General features: G+C 35.9%; 20 protein-coding genes. 1 reads left to right on the forward strand and 19 read right to left on the reverse strand.

Annotated features, from left to right (window positions below; all coding sequences use genetic code 11):
• Positions 1-399 precede the first annotated feature (399 nt).
• The 10 genes from K9V48_RS19145 to K9V48_RS19185 all read right to left on the reverse strand — a co-directional run bounded on the left by K9V48_RS19145 (position 400) and on the right by K9V48_RS19185 (position 9,676).
• Positions 400-837 (reverse strand): GNAT family N-acetyltransferase, encoded by a 438-nt coding sequence (locus K9V48_RS19145; protein ID WP_224140766.1) that lies wholly within the window; start codon positions 835-837, stop codon positions 400-402.
• Positions 838-1,198: 361 nt separating this feature from the next.
• Positions 1,199-2,035 (reverse strand): undecaprenyl-diphosphate phosphatase, encoded by an 837-nt coding sequence (locus K9V48_RS19150; RefSeq protein WP_224140767.1) that lies wholly within the window; start codon positions 2,033-2,035, stop codon positions 1,199-1,201.
• Positions 2,036-2,048: 13 nt separating this feature from the next.
• Positions 2,049-2,660: a DedA family protein gene (locus K9V48_RS19155; protein ID WP_224140768.1), complete on the reverse strand. Its 612-nt coding sequence runs from the start codon at positions 2,658-2,660 to the stop codon at positions 2,049-2,051.
• Between the two features lie 21 nt (positions 2,661-2,681).
• Positions 2,682-4,595: an FtsX-like permease family protein gene (locus K9V48_RS19160; protein ID WP_224140769.1), complete on the reverse strand. Its 1,914-nt coding sequence runs from the start codon at positions 4,593-4,595 to the stop codon at positions 2,682-2,684.
• The gene (locus K9V48_RS19165) at positions 4,570-5,340 is read right to left on the reverse strand and encodes an ABC transporter ATP-binding protein (protein ID WP_224140770.1); all 771 of its coding nucleotides are present in this window, start codon (positions 5,338-5,340) and stop codon (positions 4,570-4,572) included. The genes K9V48_RS19160 and K9V48_RS19165 overlap by 26 nt, the downstream gene beginning before the upstream one ends.
• Before the next feature lie 199 nt (positions 5,341-5,539).
• Positions 5,540-6,514: a sensor histidine kinase gene (locus K9V48_RS19170; protein ID WP_224140771.1), complete on the reverse strand. Its 975-nt coding sequence runs from the start codon at positions 6,512-6,514 to the stop codon at positions 5,540-5,542.
• Entirely contained in the window at positions 6,511-7,212 is a 702-nt protein-coding gene (locus tag K9V48_RS19175) for a response regulator transcription factor (RefSeq protein ID WP_224140772.1), read from the reverse strand. The genes K9V48_RS19170 and K9V48_RS19175 overlap by 4 nt, the downstream gene beginning before the upstream one ends.
• Before the next feature lie 335 nt (positions 7,213-7,547).
• Positions 7,548-7,982, reverse strand: a complete 435-nt coding sequence (locus tag K9V48_RS29460) for an Rpn/YhgA-type helix-turn-helix domain-containing protein (protein WP_308012603.1) — start codon at positions 7,980-7,982, stop codon at positions 7,548-7,550.
• The gene (locus K9V48_RS29465; protein WP_308012604.1) at positions 7,979-8,401 is read right to left on the reverse strand and encodes an RpnC/YadD family protein; all 423 of its coding nucleotides are present in this window, start codon (positions 8,399-8,401) and stop codon (positions 7,979-7,981) included. The genes K9V48_RS29460 and K9V48_RS29465 overlap by 4 nt, the downstream gene beginning before the upstream one ends.
• A gap of 123 nt (positions 8,402-8,524) precedes the next feature.
• The gene (locus K9V48_RS19185) at positions 8,525-9,676 is read right to left on the reverse strand and encodes a hypothetical protein (RefSeq protein ID WP_224140773.1); all 1,152 of its coding nucleotides are present in this window, start codon (positions 9,674-9,676) and stop codon (positions 8,525-8,527) included.
• Between the two features lie 516 nt (positions 9,677-10,192).
• Here K9V48_RS19185 and K9V48_RS19190 point away from each other — a divergent pair.
• Positions 10,193-11,572 carry a Glu/Leu/Phe/Val family dehydrogenase gene (locus tag K9V48_RS19190; protein WP_224140774.1) on the forward strand — a complete coding sequence of 460 codons (1,380 nt, stop codon included), beginning with the start codon at positions 10,193-10,195 and terminating at the stop codon, positions 11,570-11,572.
• 219 nt (positions 11,573-11,791) lie between these two features.
• On the opposite strand, the gene K9V48_RS19195 is transcribed toward K9V48_RS19190, so the two are convergent.
• From K9V48_RS19195 to K9V48_RS19235, 9 genes are all read right to left on the reverse strand, one after another.
• Complete coding sequence (locus tag K9V48_RS19195) at positions 11,792-12,964, reverse strand: TraB/GumN family protein (RefSeq protein ID WP_224140775.1); 1,173 nt, start codon at positions 12,962-12,964, stop codon at positions 11,792-11,794.
• Between the two features lie 589 nt (positions 12,965-13,553).
• The gene (locus tag K9V48_RS19200) at positions 13,554-13,778 is read right to left on the reverse strand and encodes a hypothetical protein (RefSeq protein WP_224140776.1); all 225 of its coding nucleotides are present in this window, start codon (positions 13,776-13,778) and stop codon (positions 13,554-13,556) included.
• A gap of 431 nt (positions 13,779-14,209) precedes the next feature.
• Complete coding sequence (mnhG, locus tag K9V48_RS19205) at positions 14,210-14,578, reverse strand: monovalent cation/H(+) antiporter subunit G (RefSeq protein WP_224140796.1); 369 nt, start codon at positions 14,576-14,578, stop codon at positions 14,210-14,212.
• The gene (locus K9V48_RS19210) at positions 14,562-14,846 is read right to left on the reverse strand and encodes a Na(+)/H(+) antiporter subunit F1 (protein ID WP_224140777.1); all 285 of its coding nucleotides are present in this window, start codon (positions 14,844-14,846) and stop codon (positions 14,562-14,564) included. Before K9V48_RS19210 ends, mnhG begins: the two co-directional genes overlap by 17 nt.
• Positions 14,846-15,322, reverse strand: coding sequence for a Na+/H+ antiporter subunit E (locus K9V48_RS19215; RefSeq protein WP_224140778.1), 477 nt, complete (start codon positions 15,320-15,322; stop codon positions 14,846-14,848). The genes K9V48_RS19210 and K9V48_RS19215 overlap by 1 nt, the downstream gene beginning before the upstream one ends.
• Before the next feature lie 5 nt (positions 15,323-15,327).
• Positions 15,328-16,818 (reverse strand): Na+/H+ antiporter subunit D, encoded by a 1,491-nt coding sequence (locus K9V48_RS19220; protein WP_224140779.1) that lies wholly within the window; start codon positions 16,816-16,818, stop codon positions 15,328-15,330.
• Positions 16,811-17,152 (reverse strand): Na(+)/H(+) antiporter subunit C, encoded by a 342-nt coding sequence (locus K9V48_RS19225; RefSeq protein WP_224140780.1) that lies wholly within the window; start codon positions 17,150-17,152, stop codon positions 16,811-16,813. Before K9V48_RS19225 ends, K9V48_RS19220 begins: the two co-directional genes overlap by 8 nt.
• The gene (locus K9V48_RS19230; RefSeq protein ID WP_224140781.1) at positions 17,152-17,574 is read right to left on the reverse strand and encodes a Na(+)/H(+) antiporter subunit B; all 423 of its coding nucleotides are present in this window, start codon (positions 17,572-17,574) and stop codon (positions 17,152-17,154) included. The genes K9V48_RS19225 and K9V48_RS19230 overlap by 1 nt, the downstream gene beginning before the upstream one ends.
• Positions 17,571-19,976, reverse strand: a complete 2,406-nt coding sequence (locus tag K9V48_RS19235; protein WP_224140782.1) for a Na+/H+ antiporter subunit A — start codon at positions 19,974-19,976, stop codon at positions 17,571-17,573. Before K9V48_RS19235 ends, K9V48_RS19230 begins: the two co-directional genes overlap by 4 nt.
• Positions 19,977-20,103: the final 127 nt, after the last annotated feature.

Genomic DNA, 20,103 nt, shown 5'->3' on the forward strand with positions numbered 1-20,103 from the left:
TTCTGCATCCCCCACTGATGGTTAGCGAGACTTATCGGATCTTTACGGGCAGTTATCTCCCACTTATCTTCTTTGCTTCTCTCGAATCTTGAAGTCGGAGTTTTACTGCCCGTTAAGGTGGGATAAAGCAAGAGTTCCAATAGCTGAAACCTTTCTAAATCCCTATTGAAATCATCTATTTATTCACTACTCGTAACTATTCCGTTACATCACTTCATGAAACTATTGTCCTATATCTTCTCTGTCAAATGAACAATCACAAGTTTTATTTTCATCTACGACCTAAGACGTATTCCCCCCCCCTGAGAACGACAAAAAGGACTTACATTAGATGCAAGTCCTCTTTCCCCTCTATATTAAATGCAACTGATCTCGTTTACGAAATACCGAGGATAAATGTCATTCTACTAATTCTTTTACCATTAAAAGATGTGGAATACCGTCTTCCATAAATATATCTGATGACGTGTGATATCCTAGTTTTTTATAAAAACCTTCAGCTTGTGTTTGACCATGTAATTTAACCCGAGATATTCCTTTTTCTTTCGCAATTTCTTCTAATGTGTTAATTATTATTTTTCCAAGGCCAAATTTACGATAAGGCTCCAGGATACAAATTCTTTCCAACTTCCCTACACCATCAACGACTCTTAGCCTTCCAGTTCCAACAGGTTGTTCATTGTAATAGACTAAAATGTGTTCACAGAGATCATTAAGTTTGTCGAATTCATCAAATTCATCTTCTAATGGAACTCCTTGTTCCTCGACAAATACTTCTTTCCTAATCCGAAAAGCCTTTTTTAAATCGTTATCTTCTGTTATTCTTTTTGAATTCAATGATCTTCAGTCCATTTCTAGATTTATTTTCTTGGAGCAATCGTAATTAATTTGTAACCTTTTACGAATGTAATGTAAAACACTTTTGTTTAATGAACAAAAGCGCAAGCGCCTTGATCAGCCTCGGGCAAATAAGCCACTCTTGAATAGAAGGTGTTTTTCACCTTAAATTCAAGAGTGGCTTAGACCCAAGAGGGGCTAGGCGCTGGATGGCGTGCCCTTATCCACAGTCCAAGAAAAAAGTTGAGTAACCTTCATCACACAAAAACGCAAAAGAGGTTGGACAATTCTCCAACCTCTTTTAGCTCCAATCATCTATGTGGTTATCGTTTGTATGGGTCTGATTTACCTTCAAACCATTTTAGAAATAAACAACCCAAATCACAACAACTAAAACAATACGATAAATCGCAAATGGGATCAGCTTAATTTTATTAATTAGCTTTAAGAAAAAGCGAATTGATACTAGTGCAAAGACAAACGCACTAATGAACCCAACAATGAAAAACGGCAACGCATCAAGCGTAAAGTACTCCAAGTTTTTCAGTAATGATAATCCACTCGCACCAGCCATGATTGGCACAGCCATAATGAATGTAAAATCAGAAGCTGTACGGTGGTTCATTCCTAACAAAACCCCACCAGAAATCGTTGCACCTGATCTGGAGAACCCTGGCCACAATGATAGACATTGAATGAGTCCAACGGAAAGGGCTTGTTTATACGTAATTTGATCGACCGTTTCAGTCTTAGGCTGTTTCGGTCCAAAGACATCTGCAATAATCATAAAAATCGCACCGAGCACTAAGCTAATCAATACGGTTTCAAGTGAAAATAAATGTTCATCAATATAATCATCGAAAAGTAGTCCTAATACTCCAGCAGGAATCAATCCCACAATGACTTGTGTTAACTTTAAACGATTTTGACTAGGAGCGGTCGTTGACTTTTTGTTCAGACGTCCTAAGCCTAGTAAATCAATAAATCGATCTTTAAAAACAACGACAACAGCTAAGATCGAACCAAGCTGAATCACAATTTTAAACGTATTTGCCACATACTTCCCTAAAAATTCGTTTGACTGTAGCCACATATCGTCAACAATGATCATATGACCTGTTGATGATACTGGGGCAAATTCAGTCAAGCCTTCTACTAAACCTAGTATGATTGCTTTTAAAAGCGATACAATATCCATATTTTACTCTCCCTTATTTAGCTTTTCTTCTGCTTCTAATAAATAATAGTAGGGCCACAATCATCACAACGGCGATTAAAGCATATGCGATATTGGAATAGACATCCATAAATTCAACAATTTCCCCCCAGTTCTCTCCAAATGCTGCCCCAACTGATACAAGAATCACATTCCATACTAAAGTACCAATAGTCGTAAAGAGAAGAAATAGCCAAAAATTCAAGCGCGACATGCCGGCTGGAATTGAAATAAGACTTCTGATGAGCGGAATCACACGACAAATAAGAACCGTCCAATAACCGTATTTATCAAACCAATAATCTGCTTTATGAATATCCTCCTTCTTTACCCGAAGGATATGTCCCCATCGGTCGACAATTTTTTCGAGTCTTTCTACATCAAGAAGATTCCCAATCTTATAGAGGATAACGGCCCCTAAAACAGATCCCGCTGTCGCAGAAATGATGACACCTGTTACAGTTAAATCGGTAAATTTCGTCATCATTCCCCCGAATGTTAGTATAACTTCCGATGGAATCGGAGGGAAGACATTTTCCAAAGCAATCATTAAAAATATCCCTAAATAGCCAAATTGTTCAATAATACCTGTAATCCAGTTTTCCATTTGAACCTCCAGTTAAATTGTTTAGATCAACGATTTTTTTAGTTTTCTTATATACATTTTTCTGATAAAGAAAAAGTAAACCATTTGTGCAAAGAAGAAACAAACAAGTACGGCAATCGTTTCTGTTGCAATTGATAACGTAAAATAACTTTGTAGTGCGATAAAGGCAAAAATACTATGGATTATCGCAACAATAATCGGTACAAAAAACAAGATAAGCATCTGATGTGTGATAATTTTCGTTAACTCTGTGTCAGTTAACCCTACTCTCATAACAGTTAAATATTGTCGTACATCATAATCGATATCCGCATAGAGCCGGAAATATAAGAAGCTTCCAGCGGCAATAAAGAAGACAGCCCCAATTAATAACGCAATAAATAACATCATGCTAAACAAGTTCATTTGATTATGAAGTAACGTTCCACTAACAGCCATCGCATAAGAATTGTTATCTGAATACTTGACCCTGCCTTCATTTACTAAATTCTCAAACATGTCATTTGTCTTCTTGTAATCCTCAATAAAAAAACCAGTAAACATTTCTTTCTTTTCATGATCAATTAGTTTTGCAAAGAAATCGTCATTTACTACGAGCCCATCTTCTTCAACAAGTTCCCTCGGAATTGTAACATGTTTTGTGTAATAACCATTGCTTTGCACTTCCATTCGATTTTGTCCCAATGTATAGTTTACCAGATTATGATCATTTTCAAATCGATGAGTTGTCATTCCAATTGCTTCATCATCTTTAGGTGGTTTTTCAGAAAAATCAAAGCCAGCCAACTTACTTATTTCTTTATAGTCTGAAAAGGATATCAATGGAAGTATCGCAGGTGCATACTTTTCATTCGCTGCGATAACGTCAACATATAAAATTGGAAGCTGATACGTTGTATAGTTTATCCGCTTCGCTTTTAACTCTGTTTCGATTTGTTGCAGGTTTTGTTTGTGAATGGGTTGATTATCCTTTGCCACATAGCTTATAGCTGCAGGGTAATCTACTTCAAATTGTTTATTAATCACATTCATCGATGCAAGAGTTCCTACCGCACAAAAGGCAACCGTTGAAACAATCGTCACCATAAAAAACATTCTAGCATTATCTTTAAGTCGATAGGCCAGGTTGGAAATAGTGATCATATTTGTTTTCTTCCTGAATAAGCGTCTATTTTTCTGTAACAGCTTGATGATAAAAACAGATAATTGTGTGTAGAAAAAATACGTGCCAATCACCGTCATCCCTATCACTGGTAACATTCGGAATAATAAAGTTTCCATTGTCGTCGTAGCCGCTAGAAAATAACTAGAGAGTAGTAGGAAAGCTGCACCTAACGAGAGAACAATAGATACTTTCGGTTCCTTTTTTGGTTTTTGTCCTGATTGAAATAAATCAATTAACTTATTTGTCCGAACAAGAAACGTTGTGAAAAAAGAAATAATGAGAAAGAGTGCTAAAAATGCAATGATCGTTAAACTTAATGCTCGATAGGATAAATGGAATGAAAGTGTTTCAATTTTAAGCATGACTGAACCTATCATTAAAAACAATTTCCCTGTTATTAATCCTGTGCCAATCCCTAAAATAATCGCTCCTACACCAATTAACATATTCTCTAAAAACACGAGCCAATTTAGTTGACTCTTTGTCATACCATGCATCATTAAAATACCAAATTCACGTTTTCGTGACTTTAAAAAGGTGCTAACAGAATAGATAACAAAGAAGAACGAAAAAAAGTACATAATAAATTCGGCTGCGATCATTAATTGTCTAGCAGCTGTATTTGTAACCCCATGTTGGATACCTGGATGAAAAATGAACAGAGCATAGACAAAGAAAATCATCACAGAAAAGGCACTGCTTAAAAAATAGGCAGCGTATGTACGTTTGTTTCGGATTACATTTCTATAAGCGAATTGTCGAAAGGTCATGGTTGTCTCCCCCCAACAATGAGAGCATATCGATAATTTTTTGAAAGAAGGCTTGTCTATTGTCACCACAATAAATTTCATTATAAAGCTTTCCATCTTTTATAAAAATGACGCGATCACAATAGCTTGCAGCCGCTGGATCATGAGTAACCATTAACGTTGTAGCCATTTCCTGCTTATTAATAGTGCCTAGTGTATTCATGACATCTTTAGATGACTTTGAATCTAAGTTTCCTGTTGGTTCATCTGCTAGGATGAGCGACGGTTCATGAATAATAGCTCTCGCAATTGCAGTTCGTTGCATCTGTCCTCCAGAAATCTCAAACGTACGCTTTCCAAGAATCTGTTCGATGCCTAGCTTTTTTGCTAGTTTGTTGACCCTCTTATCCATTTCTTCCACCCGCTCCCCATTAAGCGTAAGCGGTAAAACAATATTTTCTTCAACCGTCAGTGTATCTAACAAATTAAAATGTTGAAATACAAAACCAAGCTCATGTCTTCTAAATAACGCTGTCTCTTTTCGAGTTAAATGATGAGGATTTCTACCATTAATTAAGATTTCACCAGACGTCGGCTGATCAATCGTCGCAATCAAATTTAGCAAGGTTGTTTTTCCACTTCCTGATGGCCCCATAATACCAACAAATTCACCCTGTTCAATCGAAAAGGTAATATTGTCTAATGCCTTCTGGACAATCTTTCCTCCATATATTTTCGTTAAATGCCTAACTTGTAAAAGCGACATTCCTTCCACTCCAATCTAGGGGCACGATACAAATTTATGGAGACTAAACTAGTCTACCATTTATAAATTGGATGACTATCTACATTTCTTTTCCTAGTTCCGTCCCCATTTCCCACTCTTCCAATAATAATGAGAATGACATCACTCTACCATATCATTTACTTACAGTTACCTTACAATTTTGTAATGTAGATGCATGTTAGAAAATAATTCGGACAATTGTCCCTGTTTTTCCATCTGATTCGATTTCCACGTGATGGCCAAGTTTTTCACATATTTCTTTTACAAGATACAGCCCCATACCAGTCGATTCTTGAAATTCCCTCCCGTTTTCTCCGGTAAAATATCGATTAAACACTCGTGGCAAATCACTTTTTGGAATCCCAATGCCTTGGTCAATTACCTCTAAAACTGTTTTATTTCCATGTTGAGTCCCACGGAAAATAATGTTCTTTCCTTTCTCAACTGTATACCTAACAGCATTCGTCATAAGTTGCGAAATAACAAACGATAGCCATTTTTCATCAGATGTAACGAATAAGGATGGGGCGATTGACAATTCAGGGTAGACTCTATGACGAATGAAAAGACGTTTTTGATTCGATGTTAGTTCCCTTATTAAGCTGTACAAATTGAGCGATTCTACATGAAAATCCCTTTCAAACTCATCTAATCTTGAACTAAATAAAACCATTTCAAGTCCTTTTTTCAGGCGGTCAAGTTCCTCATCAATTGATTCTAAAAGCTCGTCATCATCTAAATCTTGGATACTTAAATGGATAACAGATATTGGCGTTTTCATTTGATGGACCCATTGATTCATAAATTGAAGATGGTCATTAAGCTTGTGCTTATACGTATAAAGTTCTTGTTGATAATGTTGCATTTGTTGTTTTTGTAAGTGGTCCAGGCTTTCAGGTAGCGGTGCTGATTGTAATTCACTCGTTACATCATTAAGCGATTCAATCGGAATAGATAATCGCTTATAAAACGATCTGTTCGTCACGTAACGATAAAAAAGATAGCCAAAATAGATACATGTACTTAAAAAGCAAGCGTAAATCATCGTTGCCTGATTCGTATATCCATCAAGCAAAAAAATAAGCATGACAACTGCTAATTGAACAAAGTAAAAAAAGGTAAATGGAAGGTGATCACGAATAAATAGCTTCATCCTTCTTTACCCCAATTTGTTTTTAGTTGATATCCTTTCCCGCGAACGGTTTGGAGCGCATCTTTAATATTATGTTGGGCTAGCTTCTTACGCACTCTTGTAATGTAGACATTTAATGTATTATCATCAACAAACATTTGATCATCCCAAATTTTCCCTAGTAGACGTTCTCTTGTGACGACACGTTCAGCCTTGTTCATTAATTCTTCAAGTATTCTTGCTTCAGTATGGCTCAATTCTACTTTCTTTTCACCTAGGCGTAATTCCAATCTCTCCACATCTAGCACCAATCCATTGACCTTCAACGTCCAATCACTTTGATTTATTGCAAAAGAACCATATGCACGCCTTAGGTGGCTTTTTATTTTCGCAAGAACAATTTCATAATCAAACGGTTTTGTTATATAATCATCCGCACCATTCTCAAGGGCCATCACTTGATCCATTTTAGCGTCCCTAGCAGAAACAAATAAAATCGGGCATGTTGATGTTTTTCTAAATTGTCTACACCAATAGTAGCCATCATATTTGGGCAAATTAACATCAAGTAAGACAAGATGTGGTTCGAACTGTTCAAACTGTTCCAAAACGGTAACAAAATCGTTAACCGAGTAAGCTTCGTATTCATATTTGGTAAGAAAATCTTTTAGTAGAGAAACAAGCTTTGCATCATCTTCTACGATAAAAATTTTGAACATGATTTTTAGAATCTCCTCTTATGTTTGTTAATAGTATGTATGTAATTCCCAATTGTAAGTATACCTTTCCTCTTCAACGATTGCATCGTATTATTTTAACGACCGCAATTCTCCTAACAAAAATAGACTTACCACAATTGGCAAGTCCTAATTCATCGAATAGCAAGTGTCTATTTCGATCATCACTCTTTTCATTCCTTCAACCTAAGAAAATCATAATGAAAAATAATTTTTAAGTTAGAATTGAATTAACTTCAGAAATTAGCTCTCTAGCTCAAGGTAAAGAGACACCACTCCAGAGATATGAACTGTTAAAGTACGGTCATAACCTTCTTTTAACGTCCTCTTCTCATCTTTTCAATTTCTTCGTAATCTAGATTCGTAACTCTCGCTATTATCTCAATAGATAACCCTTCTTTTAACATTTCTAAAGCAATTTTCCCTTTTTCTTCTAGTTTACCTTTTTCTATCCCCTTTTCGATTCCCTTTTCAATCCAAGAGTTCGGTAGCTTTAAGATTTGGCTTGCTTCATCTCGATTTAATTGGTTTATTTCTTCTATCAATTCGTTCTCCTCACTTTTGGTTAAAGTTAAGTATGTTTCAAAGAAACCATTGATAAGTTCTGCTTTAGCTGGATTCAATTCCATCCTGACCAGCATTCTCAAAAATTCCTTTTTTACTTGAACCCTTTCATTTTCTGAATAACCCATTTTACTTAATAAAGCAACTGCAACAGGATTATACGTATCTATGTAGTGGCACCAATTCATTTTTTTAGCTCAAGGATTAGGAATCGGAAGGTCAAAACATGAAAAAAAGGAAAAGCGATCGTAAACTCATGGTGTTCATTGCGATTTTCTTCATAGCTGAAAATCGCGATGGGTAAAATAGGTTTGCGGTATTTATTATAGAGCAGGCTAAAATAATGATACATTCTCTCATGAAAACCTGATTGACTATAGCTTTGTGGTTCCACATAAATGATGAGTAGAGTATCGTGCCCTTTGAGCTTTGTTTCTATGACAATATCTGCTCTTTTGCTCTCACCTTCAATAAGATCCGTAAACATTTCTTCTGATAACGGCTTTATCACAGAATAATCAAGATGGAAATGGATTTCAGGAAAAAACACTTCTAAAAATTCGGCAAAAAATGTGTGGTTGCTTGAATAGCTGATCGGGGTATACATATTGATTGGGGCCTTCACGGACTAACATTGTAAATGACATTTTAACACATCCTTCCAGGAAGATTAAGTGAAAAAGAAGCTTTTCTTAATTTCCATAGGAATTTTCTTCATACCTGTTTCTTACTAGGATGTTGGGAAATACAACAAATACTTTTGCCTAGCTTCATTAAAATGTTTCAAGACTTCTTTTTCTGTAAAAATGATTTTCTCATCATCAAACAAAGTTCTCCCGAATCGAAACATCCCTTCTTGTTCTTCATGAAGAACGCTATTTAATGTATCCTTTGGTGGGAAAAAGACTTCACCAATTGGATACGGGGTGTGAAAAGAAAAATCAAATTCGGGAAATTCCCCACTTTCGACCGAAAGATAATACAACGAATAATAATGATCAACTTGAGAAAATGTACAATCATTACAATTGGATATAACATTTTTATAGTCTTCAAAGAATTCCCACTTTGGAATGTATTCGAATTCTCTTAAACTGCACCATAATTCATAATGGTTAGAACAGAATTGCAAATCGAATATTTTATGAGGTGAAGGAGGACAGTAAAACGAGAGCTTTGTGTAAGGAGAAAGAACAAGTAATGCCAATGCATCATTCTTCAATTGATAAAATTGCTCTTTTTTCTGGTTGTATTCATTTCCTTTAGTTCTTGCCCGACATGCTTTGGATTGGAATTCTTTTGCCCAACGGCTCAACCACATCGTCCAGAAAGAGAGCTGGAAAGTGGCACCTAATTCACTGTTTGTTTTAAACCACTGTCTCAGTAACTTTTTCCATTCGCTGTCATAAAACTCTCGCCTTATATCTTGGTTTTTTCTCATTGTCTCAACTGATTTTTTGGATGCTTTTTTACGATTTTCACGTACTTTCGTTTTATGCTCTTCTCTCCATAATTCAATTGTTTCTTGTGAAAGTTTGGAGAGTTCAAAGGCGTCATACATGGGATATTCTATGGTTTTCCCCCATTTTTGGAAGGAATCATAGTGATCAACTTTAAGCTTCCGTTCACCAGTCCACCTTTTTCGTTCCGTAGAGGTAATGTTAAAAAGTTCTTGCACCTTTGTAGGATGAAGAGCAAAACGAGAAGAATAATTTTTGTACATTTTTCTCTTAGACACTTCATCACTATGTTTGGAAAGAAACATAGTGACAAGCACTGATTTTTTATTTTTGCGAATTTCTTTTTTATCAAGATTGAGAGCTGCTCCTAGTTCATCTTTGCTTAGTAGTTCAACATCATTTTCAAAATTGATTATCTCCAATTCGTCCACCTCTTTTATCTCTATTTCCAATTCATTATAACACGAACAAACATTCCTATTTGGTATTAAGTTATAGAAAATGAAAGATAAATTCTACTTAAATAGACAAAACTCCTTTCAAGTATTCGTGTTATATACCTTATTAATCACTAGGTTATTTAATTTTCTAGACAAGGCATATTAAATAGACGATACTACATTTTCTAAATTATGTACTTTTCAAATAATCAAAGGCATAATCCAAATCGAATTGTATTTAGTTGAGTAAGATAAAGATATTAACTCCTGTAAAAATTGACATCATGAAATCAACAGTCCTTATTTAGAAGTACACGGAAAAGCGATCACAATTCTGTTTTACCAATTACTTTTCAACCTCTCCTTACCACTTGAACGTCAAAACGATTCCTCATCACACGATTACGGTTAGATAAATGGTCTCTATTAGAGAAGTATCGTATAATTGGAATGATCTGTTAATTATGATTTCTTAACTAAAAAGGGAGGATTTTTAATATGGCAAGCCAAACTGGAGTCATCGTTCAACATTCATTAAATGCTTTACTAGAGGACAAGTCCTTTTTACCTACTTTACATGACCAAGCTCGACAGCAGGCGTTTACTTCATTAGCAGCAATCCTTTCTACCCCGAATCATATTCACAAATCCTTTTTGCGCATCTCATTAGATAAGGGGAAAATTGTTCGTATTCCAGCATTTCGTGTACAGCATAATGATACTCTTGGGCCTTATAAAGGAGGAATCCGATTTCACGAATCGGTAAATGAGGAGGAAGTCGTAAACCTTGCCGCATTAATGACGTTAAAAAATGCCCTTCATGAAGTCCCTTTTGGTGGAGGCAAAGGTGGCGTTGTCATTAACCCAAGGGAATATTCTGAGAAGGAGCTCCATTTAATTTGTGAAAAGTATGTGCGCTACTTTAGCGATATTATAGGTCCTGACAAAGATATTCCTGCACCTGACGTCGGTACTGGTGACCGGGAAATGGACTGGATGATGGCAGAATATAAGAGCATAAATCCAGGTAAAACATACAGGGGAAGTTTTACAGGGAAAAGTATTGTAAATGGCGGCTCGTTAGGACGCAGAGAAGCGACAGGGAAAGGGGTTTATTTTACATTTCGTTACATGCTCTCTGATTTCTTGAAAGAGCAACAGAAATGGCTTACTGAAAGTAAAAACAAATTCGCACAAACAGCATTATCGCTTGCTGATCAATCACTTAAAATCGCTATTCAAGGGTTTGGGAATGTAGGGTCTATCGTCGCGCTTGAAGCCTATCAATGCACGCATGTGCAAAATAAAGTCGTTGCTGTCAGTGATCGAAATGTTACTTTATATCATGCTGATGGGTTAGATATCCCTGCACTAATCGAATTTACACGAACTAATGGTGGAGACCTCCCTACGAAAGAAGAGGAATTAGCCGAGAATGGCATAAAAGCAATCATCCATCACCGTGACGACATTCTCTATCTTGAGGTCGATGTCTTATTCTTGGCTGCGTTAGAAGACCAAATTCATAAAAATAACATGGAACGTATTAAAGCTCCAATCATTGTAGAAGGGGCAAATGCACCAGTGACCGGCGAAGCAGATCAATACTTAAGTGACAAAGGAGTAATTATCGTTCCTGATATTCTTGCGAACGCAGGGGGAGTAATCGTTTCCTATTTTGAATGGCTACAAGGTCGCGAAACACAATTTTATAGTGAAGACGAAGTGTTTAAGCTTCTTTTTGAAAAAATGAAAGCAACAATGAATACAATTCTTCCCCAATATTTTGGTGACCCCTATCCATTGCGCCAAAACTGTTATAATCATGCTGTTATGAAATTATGTACGGTTTTGTATCGTCAAGGAAAATTATATTAAGACTTGTGGAACAAAAGCGGAAGCGCCTTGATCAGCCTCAGGCATAGCATAAGACGCTCTTGAATAGGAGGTGTTTTTTACCTTCAATTCAAGAGGGGCTTGCTAGGCGCTTGCGCTGGATGCAGTGCGCTTAGCCACAGTTCAAGAATTTTATAGTTTTCTAAACAATAAGCAAAAATCCTGGAGCTTAGATTGCCCCAGGACTTTTCCCTATGACTGTTAAAAGTTTTCGATAAATAAGCGAACGACATCGGCTCCACCAATCACGACTCCTAGTGTTGTTCCTAAGTTTGCCATCACAACGATGAGCAATATACGCGTTACCTTATTATTCCAAAAACCTTTTATACTTAAAACATCCTCAGAAAGTGATTCAAAGTCTTTGACACTTGGTCTACGAATATACGCTTGAACAATTCCAGCAATCCATCCAGCCGCGATTAATGGATGCAAAGCGCCTATTGGTCCAGCAAAAAAGGCAGTAATAATCGTAAGTGGATGCCCTAACGCAAGTGCTGTTCCAAGTGCTGCAAAAGATCCCGTCCATAACACCCAACTTAATGTTTGCTGAACTCCAGCTTGAGGATTCGCAAAAAAAGTATAGGCAACAATCGCAAGAATCAGAATCGGAATTGCCCAACCAATAATTTTAGGTGCTTTCGATTTTGCTGGAAGCTGAGTTAATCGTTTTAAATCATGTTCCTTGTGAATTTCTTCCTTAATACCAGGAACGTGTGCAGCGCCTAAAACAGCTACAACTTTATGACCAGGAGCCTCTTTGATTTTCTGCGATAAATACTGATCACGCTCATCAATTAACGGAACCTTTAATTTTGGAAAAGCTTCCGTGAATTCATTAAGAATCGCGTTAATTGTATCCTTCGTTTTCAACTTTTCTAATTCCTCTTCTGAGATAGTCTCTTTACTGAAAATACCTGCGAAGACCTGCATGAGTAACATAGACTTTCCCTTTAGACCAATGCCACCCCAAATACGAGAAAAGGTAACTTGAATATTTCGATCAGCTAATACTAAGTTTGCACCTACTTCTTTAGCTGATTCAATCCCCTGAATCATTTCTTGACCTGCATTTATACCAAATTGCTTTGCCATCCGTTTTTGAAAAGAAGAAATAGCAAGATTCATCAACAGTAAGGACGCCTTCTTTTCCTTTATGACCTTAAATATATCTGTTTCCTTCCACTTATTCCCTTCCATAATTGATTGATATCTTTGTTCATCCAACTCTATACAAACCGAGTCTGGTTTTTCAGCTTCGATTACTTCCCTTACCAACTCCGCACTGTACTTTGATACGTGAGCAGTACCAATCAGGATATATTCCTTATCATCTAAATATATTCTCGTTATGTTCTCATTTTCTTCCGACATAAACTACCTTCCTTTAATAAAAGTATGTATCTGGCAATCAACTTTTCATTGGTTCTCGGTACATGAATCTCCGGTTGATCACCGAAATACGCCACCATCCTATTGTAATAGTAAAGATACGTTTAGAAAAACAAAAAGTTTCATTTCTTACTAGCGAAACAAAATGCTAGTGGTCTAAAAAATAGAGCCTTCGAATAGAAGGTTTATTAGAATGTACCGTGTTGCCACTACCTATTAGATAAATTTCACTGAACTTATTCTATTTATTATAACAGATACTATTTCTAGAAAAGCCGTTGACGATGACGTGTCACTTTTATATTTAGGTTAAGGAAGTAAAACCGTTAAAGGTAAAAGGGTCTTACATATTATACATGTATAATATGTAAGACCCTTTTTGAAAAACTTATTCAACTAAATGACCTTATTACAAAAAAAAGAAATCCCTCATATCAACACAGGATTTTCGTTTTTTAAATTTCATAGCCTTCTGCAAGTACGGCCATACAAAAAAACTAAAGAGGATTACAGTGTAGTCACAAAATATTATTGAATCACAAGGATGACGATCACATCATCCTTTAATTTTTTATTGAGAATCTACAATCCGAACATATTCCCTTGACTTAAATGGCTCATATACTTTCTTTTGGACATCTGTCGCCTGAACATTTATTGGAATCACCTTCATGTTATCTATATTCGATTCTATTTTGTGAACATAAAATTCTCGATGACTTTTTTGTTGCAGTAAGAAAGCTGTTGAAAATAAAAGCAAAAATATAGATAAACATACTGAAATTTTCATTTTCACTATGTGTACACACCTCCATATAGTAGTTTGTACAGAATAGGCTATTTTTATAAAAATATTTTTCTGCTGGACAAGAGCTACTATCTATACAAAAAAAGGAAATGATAACTATACTGACATCCTTTTATTCGGAGGTATATACATTTTTTACATTTTTAGAGTCAACAACAGAATCATTATGGAATATGTCGGAAATGATTGATTAACCATATTGTGGATGATTTGTTTATTTAGGAGGTAGAAGAGGAAGATTTAGAGGCTATTGATTGGAATGAAGAGAGTTCAGGCTATATGAATTATCTACATGCTTCTTTATGGGCGGAATATCTAAAAATTCGTAAATTGAAATTAACAAACCTGACATTATATTTATATTTTGTTGCTAAAAAGTGTTCCAAGATCAGACTTGGAACACTTTTTAATTTGCTGTATTAATCTATAGATGACTTGTTTCTCTTTTTCTGATTATACTCCTTTAAGTCATCTCTAACACTTTTATCCCAAATTTTCACCCCTGAGTTATAGGCTGCTCTATTAATTAAATGACCAGAAACAGGTGCGGTCATAAAAAGAAAGACAATTCCTAGTATAACCCTAGAATTAAAATGACCTTCATAAAAGTAAAAGTATAAAAAGGTACCTAATAAAATGGACATAACACCTAATGTAGCTGCTTTTGATGCCGCATGGTTTCTCGTATAAACGTCAGGGAGTCTAATAACTCCAAACATCGCAATGAGACAAAGAAGGGCGCCAACTAAAATAAAAAATCCTATGAGAAAATCAACGATTACGCTCACGTTCAATAATAACCCCCTTTTCCAAATATTTGGCGAAGGCTACTGTTCCTATAAAGGCAAGAATACCGATAAGAAGGATGATTTCAAGAAATGCATGAGATTCCAATACAATCGAAATAAGAGCTGTAATGGCCACAAGATTGACACCAATCGTATCTAATGCTATTACACGATCTGGCATGGTAGGTCCCTTAATCACCCGATAAATCAGTCCGATCATAGCAAGTGAGCAGCATAATAAAGCAATTTGAATCACGATTTCAAGCATTAACGGCTCACCTCCAAAATAGCTCTCTCAAATGTATTTTTGATACTGTAAATCTCATCTTCCACTTCTCCAATATCCATAGCATGGATAAATAAGGTTTTATTGTCTTCTGATACGTCAATGACCAAAGTACCTGGAGTTAATGTAATTAAACTGGATAAAAGAGTGATTTGCCAGTCTTTTGTTAAATCCGTCTGTAAGGCAAAAATACCTGGTTGCATATCTAATTTAGGTTTTAAAACAATTTTGATAATCGCAATGTTGGACAAAACAAGCTCCTTTAAAAAGATAGAAGTAAGCTTGATGAAGGACCACAATCTAAAAAGATAAAATCGGCTTTGAAAAAAACGTCTAAGTAAAAATATGATGAGTAATCCAAATAAGTAACCTTTAATAAAACTAATGGGATCATAGGAAACCTTGATAAACATCCATAAGAAAGCTAGTGCTATATTTAATAAAATTTGAAATGCCATCCTGCTCACTCCTTTAAGACAGCTTCGATATAAATACTTGGATCTAATAGCGTTTCAGCTGCCTGAGAAATATACGGTAAAAATGATTCTGACCCAATCCCATAAAGGGCTGAAATCACTACTAAAATAACGGGAGAGATAAGAAGCCATTTCACAGGAGCCTTTTCTTCCCCTTCGTAAGTACGGTCTTCTCCCCAAAAACCATTAATAAAAATTTTCATGATAGAAAATAGAACGAGTAAACTTGACATTAATACCAGTACTGCACCTATATAGCTTTCTACTTCAAGCCCACCTTGAACAATCAGTAGTTTGCCAACGAATCCACTTAATGGGGGAATGCCGGCAAGAGCTAATGCAGCGATAAAGAATGTCCAACCAAGGCCAGGATAACGGGTAATGAGACCACTGATATTTTTCAAATTACTTGTTCCCGTAATAGCCATGATGACGCCCACTAGAAGAAATAGAGCTGCTTTAATAAGCATATCATGAATTAAATAGTAGACCGATCCTGTAAGAGCAGTATGATTCATAACAGAAACACCGTATAAGATGACGCCAACGGCGACGATAATATTATAAATAATAATTTTCTTAACATCCCAATAGGCAATGGCTCCAATGACGCCAACCAAAACAGAAAGAATAGCTAATATGGATAGTAGCTGAAAAGCAAAGTCCCTATCATGATAAAAGAAAAGTGTATATGTTCTTGTTATGGAATAAACCCCGACTTTTGTTAATAATGCACCGAAAAGCGCTAAAACCGGTGCTGGTGGTGCATAATAGGACCCCGGCATCCAAAAATAAAGGGGGAAAATTGCGCCTTTTAATCCAAATACAATTAAAAACAATACCGCAATTACCGTTAAAATACCGGGCATTCCATTTGTACTTGCTTCACTGATTCGAGCAGAAATATGTGCCATATTCAGCGTTCCAACAACAGAATATAAATAGGCAACAGCGATAACAAACAATGCTGATGAAATGATATTCACTAGTAAATATTTTATTGATTCCCTTAACTGAATCTTTGTTCCACCAAGGACCAATAAGACATAAGAAGACATGAGCATGACCTCAAAAAAGACAAAGAGGTTAAAAATATCTCCTGTTGTAAAAGCACCATTAATCCCCACTATTAAAAAGTTCAAAACAGGGTAGTAATAATATTTTTCACGTTCTACCCCAATTGATTTAAAGGAATATACTAAACAAACTAACGCAACAATACTTGTCGTAAATACAAGAATAGCCGAAAACATATCGGAAACTAAAGTAATACCAAAAGGAGCATCCCAACTGCTTATATTAAGGGATTGAATCCCATCGTTGCGAACTTTATGAACCATTAAAAATGATACGATTAACGTAGTAATAGCTGATAAGGTGGCAACCACGCGCTGAGCCATAATTCTATTTTTTAGAAAAATTAATATTGCCCCCGTTAATAAAGGGATTAATATGGGTAGAATGATTAAATTAGTCATTTTGCTCTGTTCCTCTCATTTCTTCCACATTATCTGTGCCTAGTTCTTGATAAGACCTATAAGCTAAAACTAAGAAAAAGGCTGTAACACCAAAGCTAATCACAATAGCTGTCAAAATCAAAGCTTGTGGCAGCGGATCTGTGTAGCTTTCTGCATTCTCTCCTAAAATAGGAGCAGCTCCTCGTTTTAACCCACCCATCGTTAAAAGAAGAAGATGAGCACCGTGGCTCAATAATCCAGTACCGACAATAATGCGTAATAAGCTTTTTGACAGCATTAAATATGTAGCTGTCATGAATAAAATGCCAATGACAAATGCCATTACTATTTCCATTATTCATCCTCCCCTATTGTTTGAATAATGGTCATCGTCACACCAACAACAACAAAATAAACACCCAAATCAAAAAGTGTAGCTGTATGAAGAGATAGTTCTCCAAGAAGTGGTACATCAACATCTGTGAAAACATGTGTTAAGAATGGAACGTTAAATAAAAGGGATCCTGCACTTGTTCCGATTGCAAATAATAATCCAATTGCCGTAAGGATCCGATAGTTAATAGGTAAGATTTTTGCTACCGTTTTGATATCATACGTGATTAATAAGAGGACAATCGCCCCTGCTGTCATTAATCCTCCGATAAAACCACCTCCAGGATAATAATGTCCTGCGGTGAAAATATAGACTGAATAGAGGAGATTGATAAAAAGAAGAACTTTTATAGATGTTTCAAGGATAATATTGTTGGTTTTCATCCTTCTTTCCCCCTATTCAATCTCAATTTGATCATGCTATAAATTCCTAAAGCCGCTATAGCGAGTACCGTTATTTCAAAAAGCGTATCAAAACCACGGAAATCAACTAGTATGACATTTACCATATTTTTCCCCGCTGCCTCTTCATACGTATTCTCAACATAATACTGAGAAATAGAACTAAACAGCTTATTGCTATGCGCTGATAGCGCGATAGCTGTTACCACTGCACCAACTCCAAATGAAATGAGTGCATTTGTCAGTTTAAAAGTTAGTCTTGTTTCAAACTTTCGCAATTTAGGCAAGTGATAAAAACACACTAAAAATAGGGCTACAGAAATCGTTTCAATCACTAGTTGTGTTAAAGCTAAATCCGGTGCTCTAAAAAGGACATAGAAAAGTGAAACGGTATATCCAACTGCACCTAGTAGAATAATTGAAGTCATTCGTGATTTGACAAAAAGAATGCTAATTGAACTAACCACCACAAAGATGGCCAAGACCACTTCATAAACCCCTATTGAAGAGACATTACTTGTATCCAATTTAAAAGCATTCTTCCAAATGAGTGTTGTTGATAAGATAATAATAAAGAAAGCGAATATATAAACGAGATATGATCTTATTGACCCATTCATATTCATGTTCATTAATTTATTGGAGACTGACTGAGACCCCTCTATTGTCCCATCATAAAGGCCATTAATAGAAAGCTTTTCTGGAATTGCCTTATAAATCTTTTTCCATTTAGGATAAGTTTTATAAAGGATAAGTCCCATTATGATAACTCCCATTGTCATAAATAACTCTATTGTCAGTCCGTGCCAAAAAGTGATATGAACCTCAAATACTCCCCCTACTTGTAACAGGCTTGGAAGAACGGCAGCCATGGCCGGTGATATAAGACTATCTGATAACAAGTTTGGGAAAAGTCCAAAAATGATGACAAGTGAAACCAATATAATAGGAGATATCAACATTCCTATCGGAGCTTCATGCGGCTTCTTGCCTAGTTTTTCAGGCTGATATTTCCCCGTGAACGTTTTGAAAACAAGAATCATACTGTAAATAAAGGTAAAAACACTTGCAACCCAAGCAATAACAGGAAATAAAACACCCAAAGTTTCTAAGTTAAAAATATCCATTTCAGTTACACGAACCATCGCCGCAAAGAACATCTCTTTACTTAAGAATCCATTAAATGGCGGTAGTCCAGCCATGGACAAGGTCCCAATCAGTGAGATTGTAAACGTAATCGGCATAACATGCATGAGTCCCCCAAGCTTATGAATATCCCTAGTACCTGTTTCATGATCGATAATCCCGGCAGCCATGAACAAGCTTCCTTTAAAAGTAGCATGGTTGATTAAATGGAAAATAGCTGCTGTAGTCGCTACAGTAAAGATGTTATCATCCAAAGCTTCGTAATGAAGAGCAGCTGCTCCAACTCCCAGTAGTGACATAATAAGTCCAAGTTGACTCACAGTGGAAAAAGCAAGAATGCTTTTTAAATCCGTTTGTTTTACAGCGAATATCGATCCCCAAATTAAGGTAATCATTCCGACTCCAGCAACAAGCCAAAACCATACACTTGATTCTCCAAATACTGGAGTGAATCTTGCAACTAAATAAATTCCAGCCTTAACCATTGTAGCTGAGTGCAAATAAGCACTAACTGGTGTAGGTGCTTCCATCGCATCTGGAAGCCAAATATAGAAAGGAAACTGAGCCGACTTTGTAAATGCACCCAGTAAAATGCATAGTAAGGCGGGAATGAATAAAGCGTGATGGAAAATCTCATTAGACTGAGGCACGATTTCCGTAATACTGAATGTTCCAGTCATGATATAAAGAAGAATGATTCCACACAGCATAGCAAGTCCACCAAATACGGTTATAAGCATTGATTTTTGGGCTCCGTAACGTGATTTATCTCGTTCGTACCAGTAGCCAATTAAAAGGAAAGATGAAAAGCTTGTTAGTTCCCAAAAAGCATACATGACAATCAAGTTATCAGATAAAACAACGCCAAGCATCGCTCCCATAAAGAGCACTAAGTATACATAGAAGGTATTTAGCTTTTCTTTATCTTTTGCTAAGTAATAAATAGAATACAAAACAACCAAAGCTCCGATACCAGTGATTAAAAGAGCAAATAAAAGACCAAGCCCATCCACTTTTGCTGTGAAATTTATCCCTAAAGATGGAATCCAATTTAATGATTCTATAATCGTTTTTTGATTTGATGTTATAGGTATAAACGTTAGAAAATAAATAAACAAAATGATGGGTAGAGGAAGAACAAACCATCCAGTATGGATACGACGAAATATTTTATAAAAAAATGGAATGAAAATTGAAAATAACAACGGCGCTAGTATAGCCAAGTGCAGATAAGACAATACAAAACCTCCTTAATACTAATGTGAATAATAAATTTAATTTTCTGAACAATTTAAGTATTGAGTATATCTTATTGTATACGATCTTCTTCAATTATTGATTTTTTTGCACTTGTTTTGAAATCGA

The organism is Metabacillus rhizolycopersici (assembly GCF_020075705.1).